At 66.7% G+C, this 24,797-nt stretch carries 17 protein-coding genes; 10 read left to right on the forward strand and 7 right to left on the reverse strand.

The features are described from left to right. Nucleotides 1–15: 15 nt before the first annotated feature. Nucleotides 16–2,220 carry a patatin-like phospholipase family protein gene (locus O6P39_RS19335; RefSeq protein WP_275608061.1) on the forward strand — a complete coding sequence of 735 codons (2,205 nt, stop codon included), beginning with the start codon at nucleotides 16–18 and terminating at the stop codon, nucleotides 2,218–2,220. 322 nt (nucleotides 2,221–2,542) lie between these two features. On the opposite strand, the gene O6P39_RS19340 is transcribed toward O6P39_RS19335, so the two are convergent. The 5 genes from O6P39_RS19340 to recQ all read right to left on the reverse strand — a co-directional run bounded on the left by O6P39_RS19340 (nucleotide 2,543) and on the right by recQ (nucleotide 10,386). Continuing rightward, nucleotides 2,543–4,693 (reverse strand): FimV/HubP family polar landmark protein, encoded by a 2,151-nt coding sequence (locus O6P39_RS19340; protein WP_275608062.1) that lies wholly within the window; start codon nucleotides 4,691–4,693, stop codon nucleotides 2,543–2,545. 293 nt (nucleotides 4,694–4,986) lie between these two features. Next, complete coding sequence (slyA, locus tag O6P39_RS19345; protein WP_275608063.1) at nucleotides 4,987–5,421, reverse strand: transcriptional regulator SlyA; 435 nt, start codon at nucleotides 5,419–5,421, stop codon at nucleotides 4,987–4,989. A 120-nt stretch (nucleotides 5,422–5,541) separates the two neighbouring features. Beyond that, nucleotides 5,542–6,558, reverse strand: a complete 1,017-nt coding sequence (locus O6P39_RS19350; RefSeq protein ID WP_275608064.1) for a DUF2804 domain-containing protein — start codon at nucleotides 6,556–6,558, stop codon at nucleotides 5,542–5,544. Nucleotides 6,559–6,655: 97 nt separating this feature from the next. Continuing rightward, a complete protein-coding gene (locus O6P39_RS19355; RefSeq protein ID WP_275608065.1) occupies nucleotides 6,656–7,819 on the reverse strand; it encodes a GGDEF domain-containing protein in 1,164 nt (387 codons plus the stop codon). Between the two features lie 422 nt (nucleotides 7,820–8,241). Further along, nucleotides 8,242–10,386, reverse strand: a complete 2,145-nt coding sequence (gene recQ, locus O6P39_RS19360; protein ID WP_275608066.1) for a DNA helicase RecQ — start codon at nucleotides 10,384–10,386, stop codon at nucleotides 8,242–8,244. Between the two features lie 196 nt (nucleotides 10,387–10,582). On the opposite strand from recQ, the gene O6P39_RS19365 reads away from it, so the two are divergent. The 4 genes from O6P39_RS19365 to lapD all read left to right on the forward strand — a co-directional run bounded on the left by O6P39_RS19365 (nucleotide 10,583) and on the right by lapD (nucleotide 14,377). Next, on the forward strand, nucleotides 10,583–11,170 hold the full coding sequence (locus O6P39_RS19365) for a YecA family protein (protein ID WP_275608067.1): 588 nt from the start codon (nucleotides 10,583–10,585) through the stop codon (nucleotides 11,168–11,170). Nucleotides 11,171–11,220: 50 nt separating this feature from the next. Then, complete coding sequence (locus O6P39_RS19370) at nucleotides 11,221–11,619, forward strand: YbaN family protein (protein ID WP_275608068.1); 399 nt, start codon at nucleotides 11,221–11,223, stop codon at nucleotides 11,617–11,619. An 89-nt stretch (nucleotides 11,620–11,708) separates the two neighbouring features. Continuing rightward, the gene (lapG, locus tag O6P39_RS19375; RefSeq protein ID WP_275608069.1) at nucleotides 11,709–12,410 is read left to right on the forward strand and encodes a cysteine protease LapG; all 702 of its coding nucleotides are present in this window, start codon (nucleotides 11,709–11,711) and stop codon (nucleotides 12,408–12,410) included. Nucleotides 12,411–12,421: 11 nt separating this feature from the next. After that, nucleotides 12,422–14,377, forward strand: a complete 1,956-nt coding sequence (gene lapD, locus O6P39_RS19380) for a cyclic di-GMP receptor LapD (RefSeq protein WP_275608070.1) — start codon at nucleotides 12,422–12,424, stop codon at nucleotides 14,375–14,377. Between the two features lie 530 nt (nucleotides 14,378–14,907). Here lapD and pap read toward each other — a convergent pair. Next, a complete protein-coding gene (pap, locus tag O6P39_RS19385) occupies nucleotides 14,908–16,413 on the reverse strand; it encodes a polyphosphate:AMP phosphotransferase (RefSeq protein ID WP_275608071.1) in 1,506 nt (501 codons plus the stop codon). A 179-nt stretch (nucleotides 16,414–16,592) separates the two neighbouring features. Between pap and mnmC the strand changes: the two genes are divergently transcribed. Next, nucleotides 16,593–18,587, forward strand: a complete 1,995-nt coding sequence (mnmC, locus tag O6P39_RS19390; protein ID WP_275608072.1) for a bifunctional tRNA (5-methylaminomethyl-2-thiouridine)(34)-methyltransferase MnmD/FAD-dependent 5-carboxymethylaminomethyl-2-thiouridine(34) oxidoreductase MnmC — start codon at nucleotides 16,593–16,595, stop codon at nucleotides 18,585–18,587. Nucleotides 18,588–18,635: 48 nt separating this feature from the next. Next, nucleotides 18,636–19,388: a sulfite exporter TauE/SafE family protein gene (locus O6P39_RS19395; protein WP_275608073.1), complete on the forward strand. Its 753-nt coding sequence runs from the start codon at nucleotides 18,636–18,638 to the stop codon at nucleotides 19,386–19,388. Here O6P39_RS19395 and O6P39_RS19400 read toward each other — a convergent pair. Next, the gene (locus tag O6P39_RS19400; protein ID WP_275608074.1) at nucleotides 19,385–19,867 is read right to left on the reverse strand and encodes a MarR family winged helix-turn-helix transcriptional regulator; all 483 of its coding nucleotides are present in this window, start codon (nucleotides 19,865–19,867) and stop codon (nucleotides 19,385–19,387) included. The two genes, O6P39_RS19395 and O6P39_RS19400, sit on opposite strands and share 4 nt — an antisense overlap. A gap of 128 nt (nucleotides 19,868–19,995) precedes the next feature. Here O6P39_RS19400 and O6P39_RS19405 point away from each other — a divergent pair, with 128 nt between their 5' ends. Genes O6P39_RS19405 through O6P39_RS19415 form a run of 3 tightly spaced genes read left to right on the forward strand, consistent with a single transcriptional unit; the run spans nucleotide 19,996 to nucleotide 24,787 of the window. After that, entirely contained in the window at nucleotides 19,996–21,765 is a 1,770-nt protein-coding gene (locus O6P39_RS19405) for an N-acetylglutaminylglutamine amidotransferase (RefSeq protein WP_275608075.1), read from the forward strand. 32 nt (nucleotides 21,766–21,797) lie between these two features. Then, nucleotides 21,798–23,588, forward strand: a complete 1,791-nt coding sequence (gene ngg / locus O6P39_RS19410; RefSeq protein WP_275608076.1) for an N-acetylglutaminylglutamine synthetase — start codon at nucleotides 21,798–21,800, stop codon at nucleotides 23,586–23,588. After that, nucleotides 23,585–24,787 carry an osmoprotectant NAGGN system M42 family peptidase gene (locus O6P39_RS19415; RefSeq protein ID WP_275608077.1) on the forward strand — a complete coding sequence of 401 codons (1,203 nt, stop codon included), beginning with the start codon at nucleotides 23,585–23,587 and terminating at the stop codon, nucleotides 24,785–24,787. Before ngg ends, O6P39_RS19415 begins: the two co-directional genes overlap by 4 nt. The last annotated feature ends 10 nt before the right edge of the window (nucleotides 24,788–24,797 follow it).

Below are 24,797 nucleotides of genomic sequence, written 5' to 3' on the forward strand. Positions count from 1 at the left end.
CCGGATGTTTCTGTCATGCGCCGCCTGCTGTTCGCCCTGCTCCTGCTCCTGCCCCTCGGCGCCCTGGCGGCCAACCCGCCGCCGAAGATCGGGCTGGTGCTCTCCGGCGGCGCGGCCCGGGGCCTGGCGCACATCGGTGTGCTCAAGGCACTGGACGAACAGGGCATTCACGTCGACGCCATCGCCGGCACCAGCATGGGCGCGGTGATCGGTGGGCTCTATGCGGCGGGCTACACGCCCAAGGAACTGGAGACGCTGGCCCTGGGCCTGGACTGGCAACAGGCGCTGTCCGACTCCCCGCCACGGGTCGACATGCCCTTCCGGCGCAAGCAGGACGACCGCGACTTCCTGGTGAAGCAGAAGCTCAGCTTCCGCGACGACGGCACCCTGGGCCTGCCCCTGGGTGCGATCCAGGGCCAGAACCTGTCGATGCTGCTGGAAAGCCTGCTGGTGCACACCAGCGACACCCGCGACTTCGACAAGCTGGCCATCCCCTTCCGCGCGGTAGCCACCGATATCGCCACCGGCGAAAAGGTCGTGTTCGACAAGGGCCACCTGCCCCAGGCGATCCGCGCCAGCATGTCGATTCCGGCGGTGTTCGCGCCGGTGGACGTGAACGGCAAGCTGCTGGTGGACGGCGGCATGGTCGACAACATCCCGGTGGACGTGGCGCGGAAGATGGGCGTCGACGTCGTCATCGTGGTCGACATCGGCAACCCGCTGCTGGACCGCAAGCAACTGACCACTGTGGTGGACATGCTCAACCAGTCCGTCACCCTGATGACCCGCAAGAACTCCGAGGCGCAGCTGGCCACCCTGACCGCCATCGACGTGCTGATCCAGCCGCCGCTCAGCGGCTACAGCTCCGCCGACTTCGGCAAGGTGCCGCAACTGATCGACGCCGGCTACCGCGCCACCACCATCCTCGCGCCGCGCCTGGCCAGCCTGCGCCAGAGCGAGGACGAACACGCCCTGGCGCTGAACCAGGCACGCACGCCGGGCGAGCGCCAGCCGGTGATCAACCGCATCGAGGTGGAGAACAACTCCAAGGTCAGCGACGACGTCATCCGCCACTACATCCGCCAACCGCTGGGCGAACGCCTGGACCTCGAACGCCTGCAGCGCGACATGAGCACCCTCTACGGCCTGGACTACTTCGATCAGGTGCAATACCGCGTGGTGCATCACAAGGCGGGCAAAGATGGCAAGGACGGCAACGCCCTGGTGATCCACGCGTACGGCAAGCGCGGCGGCACCGACTACCTGCGCCTGGGCCTGAGCCTCTCCGACGACCTGCGCGGCGACAGCACCTTCAACGTTGGCGCCAGCTATCGCATGAATGGCATCAACCGCCTGGGCGCGGAATGGCTGACCCGCCTGCAGATCGGCGACCATCAGGAGCTCTACAGCGAGTTCTACCAGCCGCTGGACGTGGGCTCGCGCTACTTCGTCGCGCCCTTCCTGTTCAACGAGGCGCAGAACGTCGAGGCGACCGACGACAACGACCCCATCGCCGAGTACCGGCTGGAGCGCTACGGCTACGGCCTCAACCTCGGTCGGCAGATCGCCAACAACGGCGAGATCCGCTTCGGCGTGGCCCAGGCCTACGGCAAGGCCGACGTGCGCGTGGGCGAGCAGGACCTGCCCAACTACCACTTCAACGAAGGCTACGCCGAACTCAAGTACTCCTTCGACACCATGGACAACGTCGACTTCCCACGCGAAGGCGAAAACATCCAGACCGCCTTCCGCGAGCACACCCCCTCGCTGGGCGACGACGACCGCTACCGGCAGTGGGATATCCGCCTGGACAAGGCCCTGAGCAGCGGTCCGGACACCTTCGTGCTGGGCGGCGGCTATGGTCGCACCATCGACGACGCCAACGTGGTGGTGTCGAGCTTCCTGCTCGGCGGCGCCCGCCAGCTCTCAGGCTACCGCCAGGATGCCCTGGCCGGGCAGAACTACAGCCTGGGCCGGGTCATCTACTACCGGCGCATGACCGAGCGCTCCTTCCTGCCGCTGGACTTCCCCTTCTACCTCGGCGGCAGCCTGGAGCGCGGCCGGGTGTGGAACAACGACAACAGCTACGACACCGGCTACATCAACGCCGGCAGCATCCTGATGGGCTTCGAAACGCCGCTGGGGCCGCTGTCCTTCAGCTACGGTCTGAACAACGCCAGCGAGCATGCGGTGTATGTCAACCTGGGGCGGAATTTCTAAGCGCTGCGATGTAGGGCGTACAACCGTTCGCGGTTGTACGCCGTTACACCACGCCTGAGTTTGGCGCCCATACCGCTCCTACGAGATCAAGAGCCCCTCACCCTAACCCTCTCCCGCAAGCGGGAGAGGGGACCGTTCGGTGCAGGATGAAACGTTAGCGTCAGCCGGCACGATCTGCCCCCTCTCCCTGAGGGAGAGGGCTGGGGTGAGGGGAAATACCGGTACCGAATTTCCCGAAGAAAACAATTGCGCCTACGAAACGCCGATCAACGCCCATTAAAAAGCCCGGCACCAGGCCGGGCTTTTTCATTCACCGTGCGAATCAGGCAATCAGCGCCAGCAGTTCGCGAGCCTCGGCCTTGGCCTTGGAGTCGCCGTTCTCGATCACCTGCTTGAGGATGCGATAGGCCTCGTCCAGGTTGCCCCGGTCAATACAGGCGCGCGCTTCGTCGAGGCTGGCCAGCAACTCGTCATGCTCGTGCACCTCGGTCTCCGGCAGCTCGAACACCAGGTCGGTCTCCGTGGCCTGGCCGAACATGCTGGCGTGCTCACCATCCAGGTCCAGCTCGGTGATTTCCGGCAGCTCGCGAAGATTGCTGAGGAAATTCGCGGGAACCGGTTGTTCGGCGGCCGGCACGTTCTTGTTGCGCTGCGGCGTCTCGAAGGGGTCGAGGGAGTCCCAGTCCAGATCCAGCGAGATGTCGCTCAGATTCAGCGCGAAGTCCGGGTCCGCGTCGCCAGTGGTGGCATGCGCAGTCGGTGCGGGCGTGTCATCCAGCGACAGGTCATCCCAGTCGGTCAGGGTTTCGCCCGACGGAACGACCGGCACCTCCTCCGCGCGCTCGAGCATCGCCGGGTAGCGCGACTTGATCTGGTCGATCTGCTTCTGGTCGCCGCCACGTGCCACCAACTCGCGCTCCTGCTCATGGAAGCCGACCAGGTCGCCCAGTTCGGCGAACACCAGCAGCAACTTCATGCGCAGCTCGCGGCGTTCGGGCTCCTGGGCCACGGCCTTGCGCAGCATGTCGCGCGCTTGGCTGAAGCGTCCGTAAGCGATGTAGATGTCCGCCCCCTCCAGGCTATCCGCGCTGGCCGCGGGAAGGCGCGCCACACCGGCATCAGGTGTGATCACCGGCTGCGGACGCTGGACCGGCGCGGACGCGGGCACCGGCGGCACGATCGCGGCGGCCAGCGGCTTGGCCGGCGGGATGGGTTTGGGTTGCGCCGACTGGACGCGGGTGTCCTTGACCGGCTGATCCTCGCGCTTGCGGCGCATCACCAGCAGCCCGGCGAGCAACGCGCCGAGAGCACCCACACCCAGCCACGGCCAGAGGTTTAACGAGCTACCCAAGGCATCGCTGGCGGGCGTCGCCGGCGTTGCAACGACCGGCGCCGACTGCTCGGCCCTGGGTGCTGCGGGAGCCGCCTGGGTGCCAGGCGCATCACGGCGGGCCAGTTCAGCCTGCAGGCTCTGCACCTGCTGGTCGCGGCTTTCCAGGGCTTTCTGCAGTGCTTCGAGCTGTTTCTGCATGGCATCCATGCGCTGGTTCAACTGGTCGCGCTGGGCATTGCTCAGGGCGAGATCGGCTTCCACCTTGGCCAGGTTGCCTTCTACCGCCGGTGCGGCGGGCGCAACGGCGGCGGGCGCGTCAGCGGCCGGCGTGGCTTCCGGCTCGACCTGTACGGGCTGCACGGTGGCATTGGCCGCGGGCGCCGCGGCAGCGGGCTGCGGCGCGGGAGCGTTGGTGTGCCCGGCGTACTGCTGACCCTGCGGCAGGATCAGCGTCTGTCCGACCTTCAGGCGATGCGGGTCGCCATTGACGAAGGCCTGGGGATTGAGCGCCAGCAGGCTGTCCATCAGTTGACTGTGCGAGGCGCCGGTGCCGCTCAGGCGCGAGGCGATCCGCCACAGCGTGTCGTTGCGCACGGTGGTGTAGCGCCCTTCACCCGCGGGGATGGGCGGCGCCGCAGGGGCGCTGCGAACCGGTGCGGCGCGCTGGCTATAGGGTTCAGGGGCCGTGCGTTCGGGCCGGGGAATACTGGCGGCGACGGAGGTCCGCGCGCTGCTGTTGTAGCTCGGCGGGTCGAGCAGCACGGTGTACTCGCGCAGCATGCGCCCGTTGGGCCGCTCCACTTCCACCAGGAAATTGAGGTACGGCTCGTGCACCGGCTGGGTCGACACCACCTTGATGTAACTGCGCCCGCCACGGATCACCGGCGTGAAGCGCAGATTCTGCAGGAACATGAAACGATCGACGCCGGCCTGCTCGAAAGCGGCCGGGCTCGCCAGGCGAGCGATCAGTTCATCGGAGGTCATGTCGCCCGTCTGCAGCAGGGCGATCTCAGCATCCAGAGGCTGGTTCAGCGACGAGTGCAGGGTGATCTCACCCAGGCCAAGGGCATTGGCATGAGCGGAAACAAACACCGAAAGCGCAGCGAGCGTCAGCGGAATTCTATTTGTTATACGAGCCATAACCCCATCCCATTGTTCGGGTCTGCTAGCCGTTCCCTGACCACCCGAAAGCGGCAGGCTTTACCTGTCCACACACTCGAACCACCTAGCCGGACACAGACCCACGCGCCCTACCACTGCACCTGAAAGGTACAGGCCGATTGATATCAGGGATTAGGTGCTGCAACGGGTTTGGTCAAGACAAATCGTCGAAAAACCGGCGAATGGTCAGGGTAATCGGGTGGTGGACTGGCGGCTTCGCGAAAAACCGCCAGAAAAATGGCTATCTTACCGAATTTACTGTGATGAGTTGCTCAGTTCTTCTCCAGATTGCCAAGAATCCGGCTGAGGACCCGCTGGCAGAGGGCGATCTCGTCCTCGGTGATGCCGTTGAGCACCTCATTGCGCACCGCAGCGGCAATGCTCTCGATATCGGCGATCAGGACGTCAGCCTTGGGCGTCAGGGCAATGCGTTTGGCGCGGCGGTCCTCGGCCACGGCCTGGCGGCGAACCAGTCCCTGGGCTTCGAGGCCGTCGAGCAGACGGGCCAGGGTCGGGCCTTCGACGCCGACCGATTGCGCGAGCTCGCGCTGAGTGGGTGCGGCGGAGTGGCGTGCCAGGTGCAGCAACACCAGCCAGCGTGCCTGGGACAGGCCGAGATGACTGAGGCGGCGGTCGAGTTCAGCCCGCCATGCACGCGAAGCCTGGGCCAGTTGGGTACCGAAGTAGTGCTTATCGTTGTCTGCCATTGTGTCGCGGCTTTTTTCTGAAAGAAGTCGGGGATGATGCGGCTAATTGATTTGACTAATTATTAGCCAGCTAATCAAGCCCGTACAATGACAGATTGTCGCAGGGCGTGACGGAACGCCTCACCACTTGGCGTACTGGTCCTCGACGAAACCCCACAGGTTGTCGATGCGCACCTCGGCCTGCCCCGCCGGTCGCAGCACGCCACTGAAGCGGCCGAAGATCTGCTTGAAGTTGCTGGCCAGCACGCCGAGGTTGAGGCGCTCCTGGTGCAGCCCATGGGCTTCGAAGCGCAGCTCGACCTGGCCGTCGTAGGAACGAATGGTCCAGGGTTGCAGCGGATGGTCGCGGTCGAACTCGAAGCGGACGCTGTCCACCTTCACCAGCTTGCCGTCCAGCCAGTAGCAGTTCTCGGTGAAGCTGGTTTCGTTGACCCCGCACGACAGGTTGAGCCCGACCCGCCGGCCCTGTGCCTCGCCGGACAGGCAGGCCCAGTTCCAGAACGTCTCGCGGCGCATGTAGCCGGCGGACCAGTCGTGATGCGCGTAGGCGTCCAGCGCGCGCAGGTCGTAGTTGCCCAGGGCGCTGCGCACCTCGCCGTGGCAGTGCACGCCGGCCACCTTGCGCGCGTAGACCCAGCCGTTCACCGCCGTCGGGGTGCAGATGCTCATGGGCTCGAAAGCGGGCTGCTCCTCGCTGAAGCGCGCGTCGATGCGGGTGCCGTCGTCCAGCTCGACCAGCAGGCGCTTCTCGAAGGGCGAGGAACTGTTCTCCAGACGCAGCAGGTTGCGCCCTTGGCGCAGTTCGCAGATGCCATCGTTGGGGTTCTGCGTGAAGTTCGAGCCCATGCCCAGCGGGCACTTGAACTGGCGCTCGATCATCCGCCCGCTTTCCGGGTGGTAGAGGTAGACGAAGCCGACGGTGAGCAGGCTGACGTCGGCCAGCGCGCAGCCGCCGATCAGGGTCGGACTGATCAGGCCGAAATACTGGAACTGGTGGAAGCTGCGCCACTTGCTCAGCGCGCCGAGCCGGCGGCCCATGGGTGAGCGGAAGTCGAAGTCGCGGTAGTTGATCGTCGCCGGAGTGGTGGGAAAGATGCCGTAGTGCGGTTGGCCGTTGGACTGGATCAGCTGCTGCATGGGCGCGGGCTCGGTGGCGGGGTCCGGCGCATGCTAGCACCGCGCCTGCGGGCGCCGCAGTCACGCACGGCGCCAGTGCGGGGGACGGAATAAGCCATTACGCCACGACCTGGTTACGCCCGAATGCCTTCGCCTCGTACAGCGCCCGATCGGCATGCTCATAGATGCTGCGCAGCGGATGCCCGGTCTCCGGCCACAGGCAGGATACGCCAATGGACAACGTCACCTCGTCCGCCGTCAGCGAGCCTTCGTGGGCGATGCCCAGCCCCTGCACTGATTCGCGCAACACCTCGGCGCGCTCCCTGGCCTCGCGCTCGCTGGCGCCGTAGAGCAGCACGGCGAACTCCTCGCCGCCCAGGCGCACCGCCATGTCCAGCGGGCGCCGGGCGCAGGCCGCAAGCACCTCGCCGATGCGCTGTAGCACGGTATCGCCGGCCTGGTGGCCATAGCGGTCGTTGTAGGCCTTGAAATGGTCGACGTCGCAGAGCAGCAGCGCCAGCCCCACGCTCTCGCGCTGCGCCTGGCGCCACAGGCGTTCCAGCTGGCGATTGAAGCTGCGCCGGTTGTGCAGCCCGGTGAGGCTGTCGTGCTCGGCCATCACCCGCAGCAGGCGGCTGATCAGGAAGTGCTGGCGGGACTTGTATTCAAGGAGGTAGCAACCCACGGCACCGACCAGGTTGCCGAACAGCAGGAACACCACGTTGCTGACCAGCTTGGGCAACGGGAGCCCCACATACAGCTCGCCCCCCACGTACGCCAGCAGGATGACGAAGGCGCAGGCCACCGCTTCGGCAAAGCGCAGGCCGATCAGGAAATAGGCGGCCATGCTGACCAGCAACAGCCCCTCGTAGGGATAGGTCTGGTCGACCGAGTGGGCGATGGCGACTACCGCGGCGGCACCGACGCCGATGCTGAGGATGCAGGCCAGGCTCAGCGGCACCAGCAATTGGCTATGGCGGCGCTGCAGGATCAGCGCGCCGCAGGCCACCAGCAGTACCAGCACGCCGGCGCGCACGGCGAGCATCTGCCAGTGCACCGGACCGCTGATGAGGAGAAAGTCGATAACCGCCAGCGCCAGCCAGATCAGTAGGCCGATGGTCAGTGCGGTGCGCTTGAGATCGAAGCTGTCTTCCCGCAGATAGTGGCGGTATTGGGTTTCGAGGTCGGGCGCAAAGCGCAAGCGGCGAAAACCCTGGGAGAGCTGCTCGGCGTAGGCATTGGAGTGGACGTCGTCCAGCCAGCTTTGTTGTGACACGTTCACCTCTTCTCGTGGAGGTCTAAGTGCCACCATAGCCGTTCGAGATGAGCGTCACAAGTTTGTCGTTTTAACACGCCACGAAACTGACGGAGCGGGGTGTATTGAGGTGCATTGAATGCAGGAGCGGCCTCCGTCCGCGATCACCACGATAGCGGTGCAATGGCTGACCGCCGGCCTTGCGGCCGGATCGAGGACAGAGTCCGCTCCTACGAGATACATCTGTACTCGGGGCGGCCCTCACCCTAACCCTCTCCCTAGGGGAGAGGGGACCGTTCGGAGCAGGATCAAACCGAGGTGTCAGCCGGCACGGACAGCTCCCTCTCCTGGGGGAGAGGGCTGGGGTGAGGGGGAGCGCAGGCACGGATTATCCAGAAGAAGACAGTTGCTCCTACGAAAACGGAATCAGCACCAGGCGGCTCGCGCGATCAGACTTCCAGCTCGGCCTGCAGGGCGGCGCGCACGCAGTGCAGCACGCCCAGCGGCACGCGGCCTTCGAACAGCTCGGCGATGGTGCTCACCGGCGGCAGTTCGCCGTCTTCGTCGAGGAAGGCATCCTGCACTTCACCGAGCAATTCTTCGGGCAGGTCCAGCGCCTGCTCCAGGGTCAGCTGCTGGCGGCCAATCGCCTCGGCCAGCAGGCTGTAGACGTTCTTCTCGCTGCAATCGAGCTGGCGGGCGATCTGCGCGGGGGTCATGCCGGCGCGGGCCAGGGTCACCAGTTCGTGGCGCAGGTCGGTGACCGGCGCCGGCGTGTCCGGTGCCTTGTCGGACTCGGTGAGCACATCGAGGAAGGCCTGGCCGTAGCGCTCCAGCTTGCGCGCGCCGACGCCGCTGACCTGGGCCATCGCGGTGAGCGTGGTGGGCTGGCTGCGCAGCATTTCCAGCAGGGTGGCGTCGGGGAAGATGACGTAGGGCGGCACCGAGTGTTCTTCGGCCAGCTTGCGCCGCAGGGTGCGCAGGGCTTCCCACATCTCGCGTTCTTCCTGGCGCACCAGTTGGCTGGCCGGGCTGGCGCCGCCGGAGGACGACGACTTGCTGCGCTGCGGCTTGGGATCGCGGCGCAGCGCCAGCGTCTCTTCGCCGCGCAGCAGCGGACGGCAGGCTTCGGTCAGGCGCAGGCCGTTGAAACCGTCGACGTCCACATCGGCAAAACCACGGGCGACCAACTGGCGGAACAGCGTGCGCCACTCATCCTCGCCACGGGACTTACCAATGCCGAACACCGCCAGGTGCTGGTGACCGACGCTGCGTACCTTCTCGGTGTCCTTGCCCAGCAGCACGTCCACCAGATGGCCGACGCCGTAGCGCTGGCCGCTGCGGTAGATGGCCGACAGGGCCTGGCGCGCGGGTTCGGTGGCGTCCCAGGTTTCCACACCATCGACGCAGATGTCGCAGTGGCCGCAGGGGTTGGGCATCACCTCGTCGAAGTAGGCCAGCAGCGCTTGGCGGCGGCAGCGGGTTTCCTCGCACAACGCCAGCATGGCTTCGAGCTTGTGCCGCTCGACGCGCTTGTGGCGCTCGTCGCCCTCGGAGTTCTGCATCATTTGCCGCAGCAGCAACACATCCTGCAGGCCGTAGGCCATCCAGGCGTCAGCGGGCAGGCCGTCACGGCCGGCGCGGCCGGTTTCCTGGTAGTAGGCCTCCAGGCTTTTCGGCAGGTCCAGGTGCGCGACGAAGCGCACGTTGGGCTTGTCGATGCCCATGCCGAAGGCGATAGTGGCGACCATGATCAGCCCTTCCTCGTTGAGGAAGCGCTTCTGGTGATAGGCGCGTAGGTCGTTGGACAGACCCGCGTGGTAAGGCAGCGCCGGGAAGCCCTGGTTGGAGAGGAACTCGGCGACCTCCTCGACCTTCTTGCGCGACATGCAGTAGACGATGCCGGCATCGCCCCGCCGCTCGGCGAGGAAACCCAGCAACTGCTTGCGCGGCTGCTCCTTGGGCACGATGCGGTAGAAGATGTTCGGCCGGTCGAAGCTGGAGAGGAACTGCTCGGCGTTCTGCAGGTGCAGGCGCTGGATCATCTCCTCGCGGGTGCGCATGTCCGCCGTTGCGGTCAGGGCAATGCGCGGCACGTCCGGGAACAGCTCGGCGAGCTGGCCCAGTTGCAGGTATTCGGGACGGAAGTCATGGCCCCACTGCGACACGCAGTGCGCCTCGTCGATGGCGAACAGGCCGATCTGCAGGCGCTGCAGGAACGCCAGCATGCGCGGCTGCACCAGGCGCTCCGGCGCCAGGTAGAGCAGCTTGATCTCGCCGCGCAGCAGGCGGTCGGCGATCTCGCGCTGGGCGTCGGGGCTGAGCGAGGAGTTCAGCGCCGCCACCGGCACGCCCAGCTCGTCCAGCGTGGCGACCTGGTCTTCCATCAGCGCGATCAGCGGCGACACCACCACCGTCAGGCCGTCGCGCAGCAGCGCCGGGACCTGGAAGCACAACGACTTGCCGCCGCCGGTGGGCATCAGCACCAGGGCATCGCCGCCGCTGGCCACGCGCTCGATGATCCGCGCCTGATTGCCACGGAAGGCGTCGTAACCGAAAACGTCTTTGAGGATGCGCTGGGCCTGGTCGAGCATGGGGGACTCCGAATGAAGCCGGGCATTATACGCAAGCCATCCGTCCACGACCGGCACCTTGTCCGGGAAACTGCGGAAAAATCCGTCACATGCGTCCGAAGCCCGCGTCAGTGCGGGCCGCGCGGGCATTTCGCTTTTGCCGCGAGGCCCCGGAACGACTACAATCTGGGGCCGATCACCTCCGAGGTAGTACCCGATGTCCTTCGCCGACCAATTGTCCCGCCTGCAAGCCTTTCTCGATGCCGATGACCTGCACGAGGAAGCCTTGGACTACGTGGCGGCACACGGCTACCTGACCGCCCTGGCGATCTGCCCGGAGGAGGTGCCGGACCGCGAGTGGATCGACGCCCTGTTCGCCGAGCCGCCGCACTACCGCAGCGACGAGGAGCGCGCCGAGATCGAGGGCACCCTGGTCCAGCTCAAGGCGCATATCACCCGCCTGCTGGCCAGCGACGAGGAACTGGAACTGCCGTGCGAGCCCTACCTGGGCGACGAGCCGGACGATTCCGACATCCGCGGCTGGTGCATCGGCTTCATGGAAGGCGTATTCCTGCGTGAAGCGGTGTGGTTCGAGCAGGCCGAGGAAGAAGTCAGCGAGCTGCTGCTGCCGATCATGGTCGGTTCCGGCCTGTTCGACGAACAGCCTGAGTTCGACGAAATCGCCCGCGACCGCCAACTGGTCGACGACATGGTCGCGCAGATCCCGGAACTGCTGACCAACCTGTTCCTGCTGTGCCAGGCCCCGGAAGAGAAGCCGGCCCTGCTGAAACCCCGCACCCATTGATCCGACGCCAGAGCCGCGCCCTGCGGCTCCGGATGCGATCGCGCACACCGATGTCACGGCAAATCCGCCAGAGCCGCCACGCCTGGGTTCGCTACTGCCTGCTGGGCGTGGGCTGGCTCAGCGTGGCGCTGGGCGTGATCGGCATCTTCCTGCCGGTCCTGCCCACCACACCCTTCCTCCTGCTCGCCGCCGCCTGCTTCATGCGCAGCTCCCAGCGCTTCTACGACTGGCTGGTGAACCACCCGAAGCTCGGCCCCTGGATCCGCGACTACCTCGACGGAGAAGGCATCCCGCTCAAGGGCAAGGTCTACGCCATCGGCCTGATGTGGAGCAGCATCGCCCTCTCCTGCTATCTGGTACAGCGCCCCTGGGCCTGGGGCTTCATGCTGACCAGCGCGACGCTGGTGACGATCTACCTGATCCGAGTCAAGACGCGGCGGCTCGACTAGGCCGGCGCTGCCCCTGCTCACTGGCAATACGCCAGCGCAACTTTCCACGGACCGCCTAGACTCCACTCATCCCACATGGAGCGCTGGCGATGCAGCCAACCGGAGGAGCCCTTAGGCTGTTCGCCAGCCCGCTGCGTCTGCGGGCTGGCGGGCTGCTGTTCGCCCTCCTGGCCCTGACCGCCGGCGCCGCCTGGAATTTCGACACCATCCTGCAGAACGCCCAGCAGCGCTACGGCGACCTGGGCACCGCCAAGACCCGCCTGCAGTCCTGGGGCCGGCTGATCGACGACAGCCAGAATCTCGACGAAGCCGCCAAGCTCAAGGCCGTGAATGCCTTCTTCAATGGCGCCCTGGTGTTCACCGACGATCGCACCGTCTGGCACCAGGAGGACTACTGGGCGACGCCCGTGGAATCGCTCTACAAGGGCGCCGGCGACTGCGAGGACTACTCCATCGCCAAGTACGTCACCCTGCGCCGTCTCGGGGTCGACAGCGACAAGCTGCGCATCACCTACGTCAAGGCACTGGTGCAGAACCAGGCGCACATGGTGCTCACCTATTACCCCACCCCCACTGCCGACCCGCTGGTGCTGGACAACCTGATCCCGCAGATCAGGCCCGCCTCCCAGCGCAAGGACCTCCTGCCCGTCTACGCCTTCAACGCCGAAGGGCTGTGGTTGCCCGGCCCCGGCGGCGGCAAGCGCACCGGCGACAGCAAGAAGCTGTCGCGCTGGCAGGACCTGTTGACCAAGATGCGCGCCGAGGGCCTGGACCTCGACGAGACGCGATAGGAGAACCCGGCATGTCATTGCTCAAGCAACTGTTCCTGGCGATCTGTCTGTTCCTGGTGGTGGCCTTCGCCGGCAGCTTCGTCACCAGCCTGGAGAGCTCCCGCGAGCAATTGATCAGCCAGTTGCGCTCCCATGCCCAGGACGCCGCCACCGCGCTGGGCCTGTCGCTGACACCGCACGTGGACGACCCGGCGATGATCGAACTGATGGTCAGCTCGATCTTCGACTCCGGCTACTTCGCCACCATCCGCGTGGTCAGCATTCCCGAAGGCAAGGTCATCGTCGAACGGGACACCGACACCCAGTCCGAACAGGTACCGCACTGGTTCGCCAGCCTGGTGAACCTCAAGGCCCAGGGGGGCGATGCGCTGATCATGCGCGGCTGGGAACAGGCCGCTCGGGTCGAAGTGGTCAGCCATCCACAGTTCGCCCTGGCCAAGCTGTGGGACAGCGCGCTGGGCAGCCTGGCCTGGTTGCTGCTGTGCGGGTTGATCAGCGCCATCCTCGGCGGCTGGCTGCTGCGCACCCAGTTGAAGCCGCTGGACCAGATGGTGCAGCAGGCCCAGGCCATCACCCGCCGCGAATTCCTCACCCTGCCCAAGGAGCCGCGCACCCCGGAACTCAAGCGCGTGGTGCAGGCGATGAACCAGATGGTCGACAAGCTCAAGGCGCTGTTCGCCGAGGAAGCCTCGCGCAGCGAGAAGCTGCGCGAAGAGGCCTACCAGGACAGTCTCTCGGGCCTGGCCAACCGCCGCCTGTTCGATGCGCGCCTGGATGCGCAGCTCTCGCCCAGCGAGCAGAACACCGCCGGCTACCTGCTGCTGCTGCGCCTGAACGACCTGGCCGGGCTCAACCAGCGCCTGGGCGGACAGCGCACCGACGCGCTGATCCGCGACGTCGCCGAATTGCTGGAACGCACCCGCCAGCACCATGGCACCCCGGACTGGCTGGCCGCGCGCAGCCGCGGTGGCGAATTCACCCTGCTCGCCCCGGGCCTGGACAGCGCCAGCGCCGAGCAACTGGCGGACGAGCTCAGCGCCTCCCTGGAAAACCTGCGCGGTACCGGCGCCAGCGACTGCACGCCGGTGGCGCACCTGGGCCTGTCGGCCTTCCGCCCCGGAGAATCCTCGGCCAGCGTCCTGTCCCGCGCCGACCAGGCGCTGGCCCAGTCGCAGTCCTCGCCGGACCGCCCCTGGCAGCGCCTGGACAGTTCCGGCAGCCAACCGGCGCAGGATTCCCACGCCTGGCGCGACTGGCTCGACGACGCCCTGCAGAAAGGCAAGCTGCAACTCTGGTTCCAGCCCGTGCGCGCCTGCGCCGAAAGCGGCGAACTGCTGCACCAGAAGGTTCTCGCGCGCCTGCTCGATCCGCAGGGCGAGGCCGTGGCCGCTGGCCAGTTCCTGCCGTGGATCGAACGCTTCGGCTGGTCCGCGCGCTTCGACCTGGCGATGCTCGAACACGCCCTCGCCCACCTCGCCCAGCAGCCGGCGCCGCTGGCGCTGTCGCTCTCGGCGGAAACCGTGCGCGGCGCCGCGCCGTTGCGGCAGCTGTTCGACATCCTTCGCGCCCATCCGGAGGAAGCCCGGCTGATGACCCTGGAAGTGGACGAACGCTACCTGCCGCCGCCGGCGGAGCTGGAGAAGCTCAGCCAGTCCGTGCAGGAAGTCGGCTGCAAGCTCGGCCTGCAACACTTCGGCGGTCGTTTCAGCCTGATCGGCAACCTCACCCGCCTGGGCCTGGCCTACCTGAAGATCGACGGCAGCTACATCCGCGCCATCGACCAGGACAACGACAAGCGCCTGTTCATCGAGGCGGTGTTCCGTGCGGCCAACAGCATCGACCTGCCGCTGATCGCGGAGATGGTGGAGAGCGAAGGCGAGTTGAAGGTGTTGCGGGAAATGGGGATTGCCGGGGCGATGGGTAGGCTTATCGGGGCGCCGCGGCCGTCGCAGAAGAACGGGGCGTAGGAGCGGACTTTGTCCGCGATGCTTGGGGTTGGACATTTCTGCGCCGCTTCGGCGTGTGCTGAGAGATTTTGTTTCGCCCCCTCGGGCGACCTCCTTTGGCAAACGCCCCAACGGAGGCAAAGGTCTTGCCCCTGCATCCGGCCCCGGCTTCGCCGGGGTTCCCTCGCTCCATCGAAGTTTCAGGGGCACGCGTCGACGAGCCATCCATGGCCCAACGACGCTCTCGCGGCATCCATGCCGCTCAACCCCTGAAACTCCGATTCCACTCGGACTCCTGAAGGGGCGCTCCGGTGCGCGCGGGTATTTCTCTGGAAATCGTTAAATCCAGAGCCAGAGCGGTGCGCATGCTCCCGTAGGAGAGACGGGGGCGCCTAGCCCTTGTCCGCGAAGGCTCGCCACTGCCCCTACGCCACAGGATGAACACCCGTAGGACCGAGGGAGACGCCCAGTCCTTGCTCGCGAACAAACTTCCCGGCTGCATCAGTATTGGGCGGTTCGGGAGCAAGCTCGCTACAGAAAAGCCAGCGCCATCAGTCCTTCTTACCCTTCTTTGCACTGGCGTACGCCGCCTCCAGCGCATCGTTGATGGTCTTGAGCACCTTCACCCGGGCAAACCGCTTGTCATTGGCCTCCACCAGCGTCCAGGGTGCGATCTCGGTGCTGGTGCGATCGACCATGTCGCCCACCGCGTCCACGTAGAGATCCCACTTGTCGCGGTTGCGCCAGTCTTCCTCGGTGATCTTGAAGCGCTTGAACGGAATCGACTCGCGCTCCTTGAAGCGCTCCAGCTGGGTGTCCTGGTCGATGGACAGCCAGAACTTCACCAGCACGATGCCGTAGTTGGCCAACTGCTCCTCGAAGTCGTTGATCTCCGCATAGGCACGCAGCCAGTCGGCGTCCGAGGCGAAGCCCTCGACCCGCTCCACCAGTACGCGGCCATACCAGGAACGGTCGAAGATGGTGAACTGCCGGCGTGCCGGCATGTGCCGCCAGAAGCGCCACAGGTACGGCTGCGCACGCTCCTCCTCGGTGGGCGCGGCGATCGGCACGATGTGGTATTGCCGCGGGTCCAGCGCATCGGTCACGCGGCGGATGGCGCCGCCCTTGCCGGCAGCATCGTTGCCCTCGAACACGGCGATCAGCGAATGGCTGCGGAAACGCTTGTCACGCATCAGCGTGGCCAGTCGTGCCTGTTCCTTCGCCATCTGCTCCTTGTACTGGTCCTTGTCCAGCGCCAGGGTCAGGTCGAGCGCGCCGAGCAGCCCCTTGTTGTCCAGGCTGGAAACCAGAGGGGCGGCATGGGGTTGCGGCGTCGGGCGGCCCTCGCGCTTGAGCGCGGCCTGCAAACCTTCGAGCAGGGTGCGACCAACCGTCAGGCTGCGGTAACGCTCATCGGCGCCCTCGACCACGTACCAGGGCGCGTAGTCACGGCTGGTGCGACGCAGCACGCGCTCGCCATAACGCACGAACTTGTCGTAGACCTCGCTCTGCTTCCAGTCCAGGTCGCTGAGCTGCCAACTGCGCTGCGGGTCATTCTCCAGCGTCTTGAGACGCTCCTTGAGCTGCTTCTTCGAGAGGTGGAACCAGAACTTGAAGATCAGCGCGCCTTCGTCGGAGTACATGCGCTCGAAGCGTTCGGCGTCGGCGATCAGGCCATCGAGCTGGCTGTCCTTGATCTCCCCAGTCACCCGTGCGTAGAGCATCTGGCTGTACCAGTTGCCGAAGAAGATGCCGATACGCCCCTTGGGCGGCAGCTTGCGCCAGAAGCGCCACTGCGGCGGACGGGAGAGTTCCTCGTCGGTGGGCAGGACGAAACTCTCGACCTGGATCAGGCGCGGGTCCATCCACTCGTTGAGCAGCTTCACCGTCTCGCCCTTGCCGGCCCCCTCGATGCCATTGATCAGGATGAGCACCGGGAAGCGCGCCTGTTGCTTGAGCTCGTACTGCGCTTCGAGCAAGGCCTCGCGCAGCACCGCGACTTCCTTCTCGTAGGTTTCCTTGTCGATGGAATGACCGATCTCGGCGGATTCGAACATGCACCTCTCCTTGTTTCCGAATGCCGTAAAAGGTAGCGGATGTGGCGGCAGCACTGCTGAGATTTTGTCGTGACGGTGATCACCCGCGGCAACGCGGCACACCTCGAAAGCTCGCCAATTCCTGAGGTCCGCCTGACGGATCGGCTAAACTGCGCCTTTGCTTTCACCACGACCGACGCATGCTCCCTCCTCTTCCCAATGCCCACAACGCCCAGATCGACTGGGACGAGAATGGCCAGCCCACCTCCCGTGCCTACGGCGACGTGTACTTCTCCCGCGCCTCCGGTATCGAGGAGACACACCACGTGTTCATCGCCGGCAACCGCCTGCCCGAGCGCTTCGCCGCACTGCCTGCCGGCGGGCGGTTGTGCATCGGCGAGACGGGCTTCGGCACCGGACTGAACTTCCTCTGCGCCTGGCAGCAGTTCGAAGCGCTGGCCCCGGCGGATGCGCGATTGCACTTCGTCAGCGTGGAGAAGTTCCCGGTGGCGCTGGACGACCTGCGCCGCGCCTTCGCCCTCTGGCCGGAGCTGGAGCATCTGTCGGCACAACTGCTGGCGCAGTATGTGGCGATCAACCCCGGCTTCCAGCGCTTCGTCTTCGCCGGTGGCCGCGTGGTGCTGACCCTGCTGGTGGGCGACGTGCTGGACATGCTGCCGGAGCTGGATGCGCAGATCGACGCCTGGTTCCTCGACGGCTTCTCGCCGTCGAAGAACCCGGAGATGTGGAACGACGCGCTGTATGCCCAGCTCGCCCGACTCTCGGCGCCGGGTGCGAGCTTGGCCACCTTCACCAGCGCCGGTTTCGTCCGCCGTGGACTGGGTGCTGCCGGCTTCAAGATCCGTCGCACCCTGGGCTTCGGCAAGAAATGGGAAATGTCTCAGGGCGAATACATCGGCGCCCAACAGCCGGCCGGCAAACCCTGGTATGCCCGCCCCGCGCGCCGCTCTTCCCAGGGTGGCGTGGGCCCGCGCGAGGCGCTGGTGATCGGCGGCGGCATGGCCGGTTGCGCCAGCGCTGCAAGCCTCGCCGCACGCGGCTGGCAGGTAACGCTGATCGAACGCCACGGCGCCCTGGCCGAAGAGGCCTCGGGCAACCCGCAGGGCGTGCTCTACCTCAAGCTGTCGGCCCACGGCACCGCGCTGTCGCGCCTGATCGTCAGTGGTTTCGGCCACACCCGGCGACTGATCGAAGGCTTGCAGAAAGATGAGGACTGGTCGGACTGCGGCGTGCTGCAACTGGGCTTCGACGACGCCGAAGCGCAGCGCCAGGCGCAGTTGACCGGGGCCTTCCCGGACTCGCTGCTGCGCCTGCTGGACAAGGCCGAAGCCGAAAGCATTGCAGGTGTCGAACTGCCCGCCGGCGGCCTGTTCTTCCCCGAGGGCGGCTGGGTGCATCCGCCGGCGCTGTGCCGGCATCTGGCGCAGCATCCGAATATCCGCGTCGTGACCGGCGAGGAGGTCCGCCTGCAGCGCGATGCCGACGGCTGGAGCGCCTGGAGCGGTGACGACAAGCTCGCCAGCGCGCCGGTCGCCATCCTTGCCACCGCCGCTGAAGTACGCCGTTTCGAGGGCGCCCAGGGCCTGCCGATGAAGCGTATCCGCGGGCAGATCACCCGCTTGCCGGTCACCACCGACAGTGCGGCGCTGAGCACCGTGGTCTGCGCCGAAGGCTACGTCGCGCCGCCGCGCCATGGCGAACACACCCTCGGCGCCAGTTTCGAATTCAAGCGGGACGACACCGAGCCTTCGCTGGAAGAACACCTGAGCAACCTCGACCTGCTGGCGGAGATATCCACAGACCTGAGCGAGCGCCTGCACGTCGGCCAGCTCGACCCGGCGACCCTGCAAGGCCGCGCGGCCTTCCGCTGCACCACCCCGGATTACATGCCGCTGGTAGGTCCGCTAGCCGACCGCGACGCCTTCGCGGCGGCCTACGCGGTGCTCGGCAAGGACGCACGCCAGGTGCCGGAAACGCCCTGTCCCTGGTTCGACGGCCTGTACCTGAACAGCGCCCACGGTTCGCGCGGGCTGGTCACCGCGCCGCTGTCCGGCGAACTGCTGGCGGCCTGGCTGGAGGACGAGCCGCTGCCGCTGCCCCGCACCGTGGCCGAGGCCTGCCACCCCAATCGTTTTTTCCTGCGTGAAGTCGTGCGCGGGCAGAAGACTTCCTGATCGCCGGCGCGGACGGACCGCGCCCCACTTCCAGAGCGGACCACCGACATGGATGCATTACTGCTGGAATCCTCGGCCATTGGCCTGATCCTCGGCCTGCTGCTCGGCCTGACCGGCGCTGGCGGCTCACTGGTGGCGCTGCCGCTGCTGCTCAGCCTGCACCTGCCACTGCACGACGCCATCGGCGTCAGCCTCGGCGCGGTAGCCCTGTCTGCGGCAATCGGCGCGGTACCCCGGGCGCGCCAGGGCCAGGTGGCCTGGCGGCCGCTGTTCTGGTTGGTGATCACCGGCTGGCCGGGCAACGCCATCGGCCAGTGGCTGGGAAAGTTCGTGCCGGACGCCTGGTTGATCGTCGGCTTCTGCCTGTTGGTACTGTGGTCGGCCTGGCGCATGTGGCAAGGCTCGCGCCAGGAACGCGTATGCGGCCAGGCGACACGCAACGGTCCGTTGCTGGGCGTGGGGCTGGCGGTGGGTTTGCTCTCGGGCCTGATGGGCGTGGGCGGCGGCTTCCTGATCGTGCCGGGGCTGCTGTGGTTCACCCCGCTGTCGATGCTGGCGGCAACGGCGACGTCGATGGCGGTGATCGCACTGGTTTCCGGCGGTGGCTTCCTGCTCTACCTGAGCCATGCCCAGCCGCCCCTGCCGCTGCTGGCCTGTCTTGCGGCGGGTGGCGCGCTCGGTGTGCTGGTCGGCAATCGCCTGGCCGTGCGCCTGGGTGGCGCAACGCTGCAGCGCCTGTTCGCCTTGATGCTGGTGGCGGTCAGCCTGTCGCTGGCCGCGCAGAAGCTGTTGGCGTCCTAGTTTTCTTCCTCTTCCACGCCCGCCGTTGCGGGCGTCTCGAACAGCTCGGCAGCGCGCAGCAGCCCGGCAAGAATGGTGTGCTGCTCCCACTCCGGCAGCCCGGCGAAGCGCTCCAGGGCATGCTCGGGCAGCAGTTCCGGCCCGTCGCGCAGCGCCTCATGCCCGGCATCGTTCAGGCTCAGCCACTGCTTGCGGCGGTCGTCGGGATCGCGCCGGCGCGTCAGCAGCCGCTGGCTTTCCAGGCGCGCCAGGGCGCCCGACAGCGATGACTGGGACAGTGCAACCTGTCCAGCCAACTGACCAGCGGTAATTTCCCCCTCCAGCGCCACCACCTGCAGGATCAGCAGTTGCAGCGGCGTCAACTCGCCATCGCGCCCCAGACTCTTGGAGTGCACGTCAGCCGCCTGCTGCAGGCGACGCAGCGCCTGGAGCATCGACAGGGCATGGGCGTTACGCGTCGAAGATTTGCCATCAGCCATCATCGTTCACCTGCGCCTTCGAACTTTCCTCAATGAAATCAAATAGAACTCTCATCCAATCGGACGGTCCTCCCCTATGGCCCCCTGAGGGACCACCCACTCATCCCCAACGGAGAACCGGTAAGGACATGTGCGGAATAGCAGGAGAACTTCGCTTCGATAAACAGGCCGCCGATCTCGCCGCGGTCGAACGCATCACCCACCACCTCGCCCCACGAGGCCCCGATGCCTGGGGCTTCCACAGCGAAGGGCCATTGGCCCTGGGACACCGGCGCCTGAAAATCATGGACCTGGCCGAAGCTTCCGGCCAGCCGATGATCGACCCGACGCTGGGCCTGTCGCTGGTGTTCAACGGCGCAATCTACAACTACCCCGAGTTACGCGGGGAGCTGGAAGCCCTCGGCTACCACTTTTTTTCCGGTGGCGACACCGAAGTCCTTCTAAAGGGATACCACGCCTGGGGTGAGGAACTATTGCCACGCCTCAATGGCATGTTTGCCTTCGCCATCTGGGAACGCGACAAACGGCGCCTGTTCATCGCCCGCGACCGCCTCGGCATCAAGCCGCTGTACCTGTCGCGGACCGGCAAGCGCCTGCGTTTCGCCTCCAGCCTGCCGGCGCTGCTCAAGGGCGGCGACATCGATCCGGCGCTGGACCCGGTGGCGCTCAACCATTACCTGAACTTCCACGCCGTGGTGCCCGCCCCGCGTACCCTGCTGGCCGAAGTGAGCAAGTTGCCGCCGGCCACCTGGATGAGCATCGACGCCGAAGGCCACGCCGAGCGCCAGCGCTGGTGGAACCTGGACTACGGCCCGCTGCCCGATGAACGGGAACTGACCCTGGAGGATTGGGAAGACCGCCTGCTGGGCAGCCTGCGCGACGCAGTGAGCGTGCGCCAGCGTGCCGCTCGCGAAGTGGGCGTGCTGCTCTCCGGCGGAGTCGATTCGAGCTTGCTGGTCGGGCTGCTGCATGAAGCCGGTGTGGACGACCTGCTGACCTTCTCCATCGGCTTCGAGGATGCCGGCGGCGAGCGCGGTGACGAGTTCCAGTATTCCGACCTGATCGCCAGGCACTACGGCACCCGCCACCACCAGTTGCGCATCGCCGAGAAGGAAGTCATCGAGCAGTTGCCGGCAGCCTTCCAGGCCATGAGCGAGCCGATGGTCAGCCACGACTGCATCGCCTTCTACCTGCTCTCCCGCGAGGTATCCAGGCACTGCAAGGTGGTGCAGAGCGGCCAGGGCGCCGACGAGCTGTTCGCCGGCTATCACTGGTACCCGAAGGTGGCCGGCGCTGCGGACCCGCTGCAGGCCTACCGCACCGCGTTCTTCGACCGCAGTCACGGCGAGTACCTGGAGACCGTGCGCGAAGCCCTGCGGGTAGAGGACGTGGCCGGCGAGTTCGTCCGCGAGCACTTCGCCCAGCCCGGCGCCTACGACCCGGTGGACAAGGCCCTGCGCCTGGACAGCACCATCATGCTGGTCGACGACCCGGTCAAGCGGGTCGACAACATGACCATGGCCTGGGGCCTGGAAGCCCGCGTGCCGTTCCTCGACTACCGGGTGGCGGAGCTGTCGGCGCGCATCCCGTCGCGCTTCAAGCTCGGCGACGGCGGCAAGCAGGTACTCAAGGCCGCCGCCCGCCGCGTCATCCCCAGCGAAGTCATCGACCGCCCCAAGGGCTACTTCCCGGTGCCCGGCCTCAAACACCTGCAAGGCAACACCCGCGCCTGGGTCAGCGAACTGCTGCTGGACCCGAGCCAGGATCGCGGCCTGTTCGAGACGGCGATGTTCGACCGCCTGCTCAGCAACCCGTCGACCGACCTCACGCCGCTGCGGGGCTCCAAGCTCTGGCAACTGGCCGCGCTCAACCTCTGGCTGACCGAACAGGGTTTGTGAAGCCGGGACGAATGCTTTTCAGGGAGTAAGCCATGAAGACCCATTTGAACCAGCCCCATCCCCACAACCAGCGCCTGCTGCGAGGCCAGACACCCACCTATGAACGCCTCCAGGCGCGATTTGCCGGCGACCACGCGCAGCGCCACGAAGGCCCGCTGATCCTGCAATGCGGTTGGGGCCGCCTGTTGATCGGCCACACCTTCGCCACCGCCGAACAACTGGCCACCGAGCTGCTCAACGAACGGCCTGGCGAGCGCGACATCGCCCTCTACGTCGCCGCACCGCAGCAAGTGCTGGCGCAGGCGCCGCAGCAACTGTTCCTGGACCCCTCCGACGCCCTGCGCCTGTGGTTCACCGACTACCGGCCGGCGCGTCGGCCGTTCCGCGGCTTCCGCATCCGCCGCGTACACAGCGACGAGGACTGGGCGGCGATCAACCGCCTGTACCTGGCGCGCGGCATGCTCCCGGTGGATGCCGCCCAGGTCACTCCGCGCCACCAGGGCGGGCCGGCCTACTGGCTGGCCGAGGACGACGAAACCGGCACGGTGATCGGCACCGTCATGGGCATCAACCACGCCAAGGCCTTCCGCGACCCGGAAGGCGGCTCCAGCCTCTGGTGCCTGGCGGTGGACCCGCAGTCCAGCCGGCCGGGCGTGGGCGAAGCCCTGGTGCGCCACCTGATCGAGCACTTCATGAGCCGGGGCCTGGCCTACCTCGACCTGTCGGTGCTGCACAGCAACCAGCAGGCCAAGGCGCTCTACCGCAAGCTGCGTTTCCGCGAACTGCCGACCTTCGCCATCAAGTGCAAGAACGGCATCAACCAGTCGCTGTTCCTCGGCCCCGGTCCGGAAGAAGGCCTGAACCCCTATGCCCGGATCATCGTCGACGAAGCCCATCGGCGCGGCATCGACGTGCAGGTGCAGGACGCCGACGCCGGGCTGTTCATCCTCACCCAGGGCGGCCGGCGCATCCGCTGCCGCGAATCGCTGTGCGACCTGACCAGCGCGGTGAGCATGAGCCTGTGCCAGGACAAGACCCTCACACACCGCGCCCTCGACCGCGTCGGCCTGCGCCAGCCGCAGCAGCGCTTGGCGGGCAGCGCCAAGGACAACGCCCGGTTCCTCGCCGAGCACGGCTCGCTGGTGGTCAAGCCGGTGGACGGCGAACAGGGTCAGGGCGTCGCCGTGGACCTGCGTAGCACCGGCGAGGTGGAAAGCGCCATCGCCCAGGCCAGGCAGTTCGACACCCGCGTCATCCTGGAGAGCTACCACGCCGGCCAGGACCTGCGCATCGTGGTGATCGGCTATGAAGTGGTGGCCGCCGCGATCCGCCGCCCCGCCGAAGTCATCGGCGATGGCCGGCACAGTATCCGCCGGCTGATCGAAGCCCAGAGCCGGCGCCGGCAGGCCGCGACCGGTGGCGAAAGCCGTATCCCGCTGGACGGCGAAACCGAGCGCACCCTGGCCGCCGCCGGCTTCGGCTACGACGACGTGCTGCCCAGCGGCCAGCGCCTGGCCGTGCGCCGCACCGCCAACCTGCACACCGGCGGCACCCTGGAAGACGTCACCGAGCGCCTGCATCCGAAGCTGGCCGAAGCCGCGATCCGTGCGGCGCGCGCGCTGGAAATCCCGGTCACAGGTCTGGACCTGCTGGTGCGCGACGCCGACCAGCCGGACTACGTGATCATCGAAGCCAACGAACGGCCCGGGCTGGCCAACCATGAACCACAACCCACCGCCGAGCGCTTCGTCGACCTGCTGTTCCCGCTGAGCCGCGAGCTGCTCAACCGCGAATCCCACCCCGGCATGGAGGCTTCCGCATGACGGCATTGCCCCAACCCGACCTGAACTACCTGCAGCGCGTGCTGCTGGAAATGCTCGCCATTCCCAGCCCCACCGGCTTCACCGACACCATCGTGCGCTACGTCGCCGAACGGCTGGAGGAGATCGGCGTGCCTTTCGAGATGACCCGCCGCGGGACCATCCGCGCCACCCTCTCGGGGCGGCGCAACAGCCCGGACCGCGCGGTTTCGGCGCACCTGGACACCATTGGCGCCATCGTCCGCGAGATCAAGCCCAACGGCCGCCTGGCCCTGGCGCCGGTGGGCTGCTGGTCGAGCCGCTTCGCCGAGGGCAGCCGGGTCACGGTGTTCTGCGAGAACGGCGTGCTGCGCGGCAGCGTGCTGCCGCTACTGGCTTCCGGGCACGCCTTCAACACCGCGGTGGACAGCCTGCCGATCAGTTGGGATCACGTCGAGCTGCGGCTGGATACCTACACGGTCAGCCGTGCCGACAGCGAAACCCTGGGCGTGGCCATCGGCGACTTCGTCGCCTTCGACCCCTTGCCGGAGTTCACCGAGAGCGGCCACATCAGCGCCCGCCACCTCGACGACAAGGCCGGGGTCGCCGCGCTGCTGGCGGCACTGAAGGCGATCCGCGAAAGCGGCCAGCAACCGCCCATCGACTGCCACCCGCTGTTCACCATCACCGAGGAGATCGGCTCCGGTGCGGCCGGTGCGCTGCCCTGGGACGTCAGCGAGTTCGTCGGCATCGACATCGCTCCGGTAGCCGAGGGGCAGAACTCCAGCGAGCACGCGGTGAGCGTGGCTCTGCAGGACTCCGGCGGGCCTTACGACTACCACCTGTCACGGCACCTGCTGCGGCTGAGCGAACGCCACGAGATCGCCGTGCGCCGCGACCTGTTCCGCTACTACCACAGCGATGCGCAGTCGGCGATCACCGCCGGCCACGATATCCGCACCGCGCTGCTGGCCTTCGGCTGCGACGCCACCCACGGCTACGAGCGCACCCATATCGACAGCCTCGCCGCGCTATCGCGCCTGCTCACCGCCTACCTGCTCAGCCCACCGGTTTTCGACAGCGACGCCGAGCCGAGCGAAGGAGCCCTGGAGCGCTTCAGCAAACAACTGGAGCATCCGGTGCACATGGAAAGCACTACCCATGTGCAGCCGGTGGATGAGCTGATCGACAGCGGCGACAACACCGAGAAAGGCAAGAACTGAAGCTGCACTC

Source organism: Pseudomonas sp. PSE14 (assembly GCF_029203285.1).
Lineage (GTDB): Bacteria > Pseudomonadota > Gammaproteobacteria > Pseudomonadales > Pseudomonadaceae > Pseudomonas.

Coding starts and splice junctions, on each gene's coding strand:
- O6P39_RS19400 (WP_275608074.1), bottom strand. CDS start 19,867: ATGGCTGATGGCAAATCTTCGACGCGTAACGCCCATGCCCTGTCGATG.
- lapG (WP_275608069.1), top strand. CDS start 11,709: ATGCAGCCAACCGGAGGAGCCCTTAGGCTGTTCGCCAGCCCGCTGCGT.
- recQ (WP_275608066.1), bottom strand. CDS start 10,386: ATGCTCGACCAGGCCCAGCGCATCCTCAAAGACGTTTTCGGTTACGAC.
- ngg (WP_275608076.1), top strand. CDS start 21,798: ATGAAGACCCATTTGAACCAGCCCCATCCCCACAACCAGCGCCTGCTG.
- O6P39_RS19415 (WP_275608077.1), top strand. CDS start 23,585: ATGACGGCATTGCCCCAACCCGACCTGAACTACCTGCAGCGCGTGCTG.
- slyA (WP_275608063.1), bottom strand. CDS start 5,421: ATGGCAGACAACGATAAGCACTACTTCGGTACCCAACTGGCCCAGGCT.
- O6P39_RS19350 (WP_275608064.1), bottom strand. CDS start 6,558: ATGCAGCAGCTGATCCAGTCCAACGGCCAACCGCACTACGGCATCTTT.
- O6P39_RS19405 (WP_275608075.1), top strand. CDS start 19,996: ATGTGCGGAATAGCAGGAGAACTTCGCTTCGATAAACAGGCCGCCGAT.
- pap (WP_275608071.1), bottom strand. CDS start 16,413: ATGTTCGAATCCGCCGAGATCGGTCATTCCATCGACAAGGAAACCTAC.
- O6P39_RS19365 (WP_275608067.1), top strand. CDS start 10,583: ATGTCCTTCGCCGACCAATTGTCCCGCCTGCAAGCCTTTCTCGATGCC.
- mnmC (WP_275608072.1), top strand. CDS start 16,593: ATGCTCCCTCCTCTTCCCAATGCCCACAACGCCCAGATCGACTGGGAC.
- O6P39_RS19395 (WP_275608073.1), top strand. CDS start 18,636: ATGGATGCATTACTGCTGGAATCCTCGGCCATTGGCCTGATCCTCGGC.
- O6P39_RS19335 (WP_275608061.1), top strand. CDS start 16: ATGCGCCGCCTGCTGTTCGCCCTGCTCCTGCTCCTGCCCCTCGGCGCC.
- O6P39_RS19370 (WP_275608068.1), top strand. CDS start 11,221: ATGTCACGGCAAATCCGCCAGAGCCGCCACGCCTGGGTTCGCTACTGC.
- lapD (WP_275608070.1), top strand. CDS start 12,422: ATGTCATTGCTCAAGCAACTGTTCCTGGCGATCTGTCTGTTCCTGGTG.
- O6P39_RS19340 (WP_275608062.1), bottom strand. CDS start 4,693: ATGGCTCGTATAACAAATAGAATTCCGCTGACGCTCGCTGCGCTTTCG.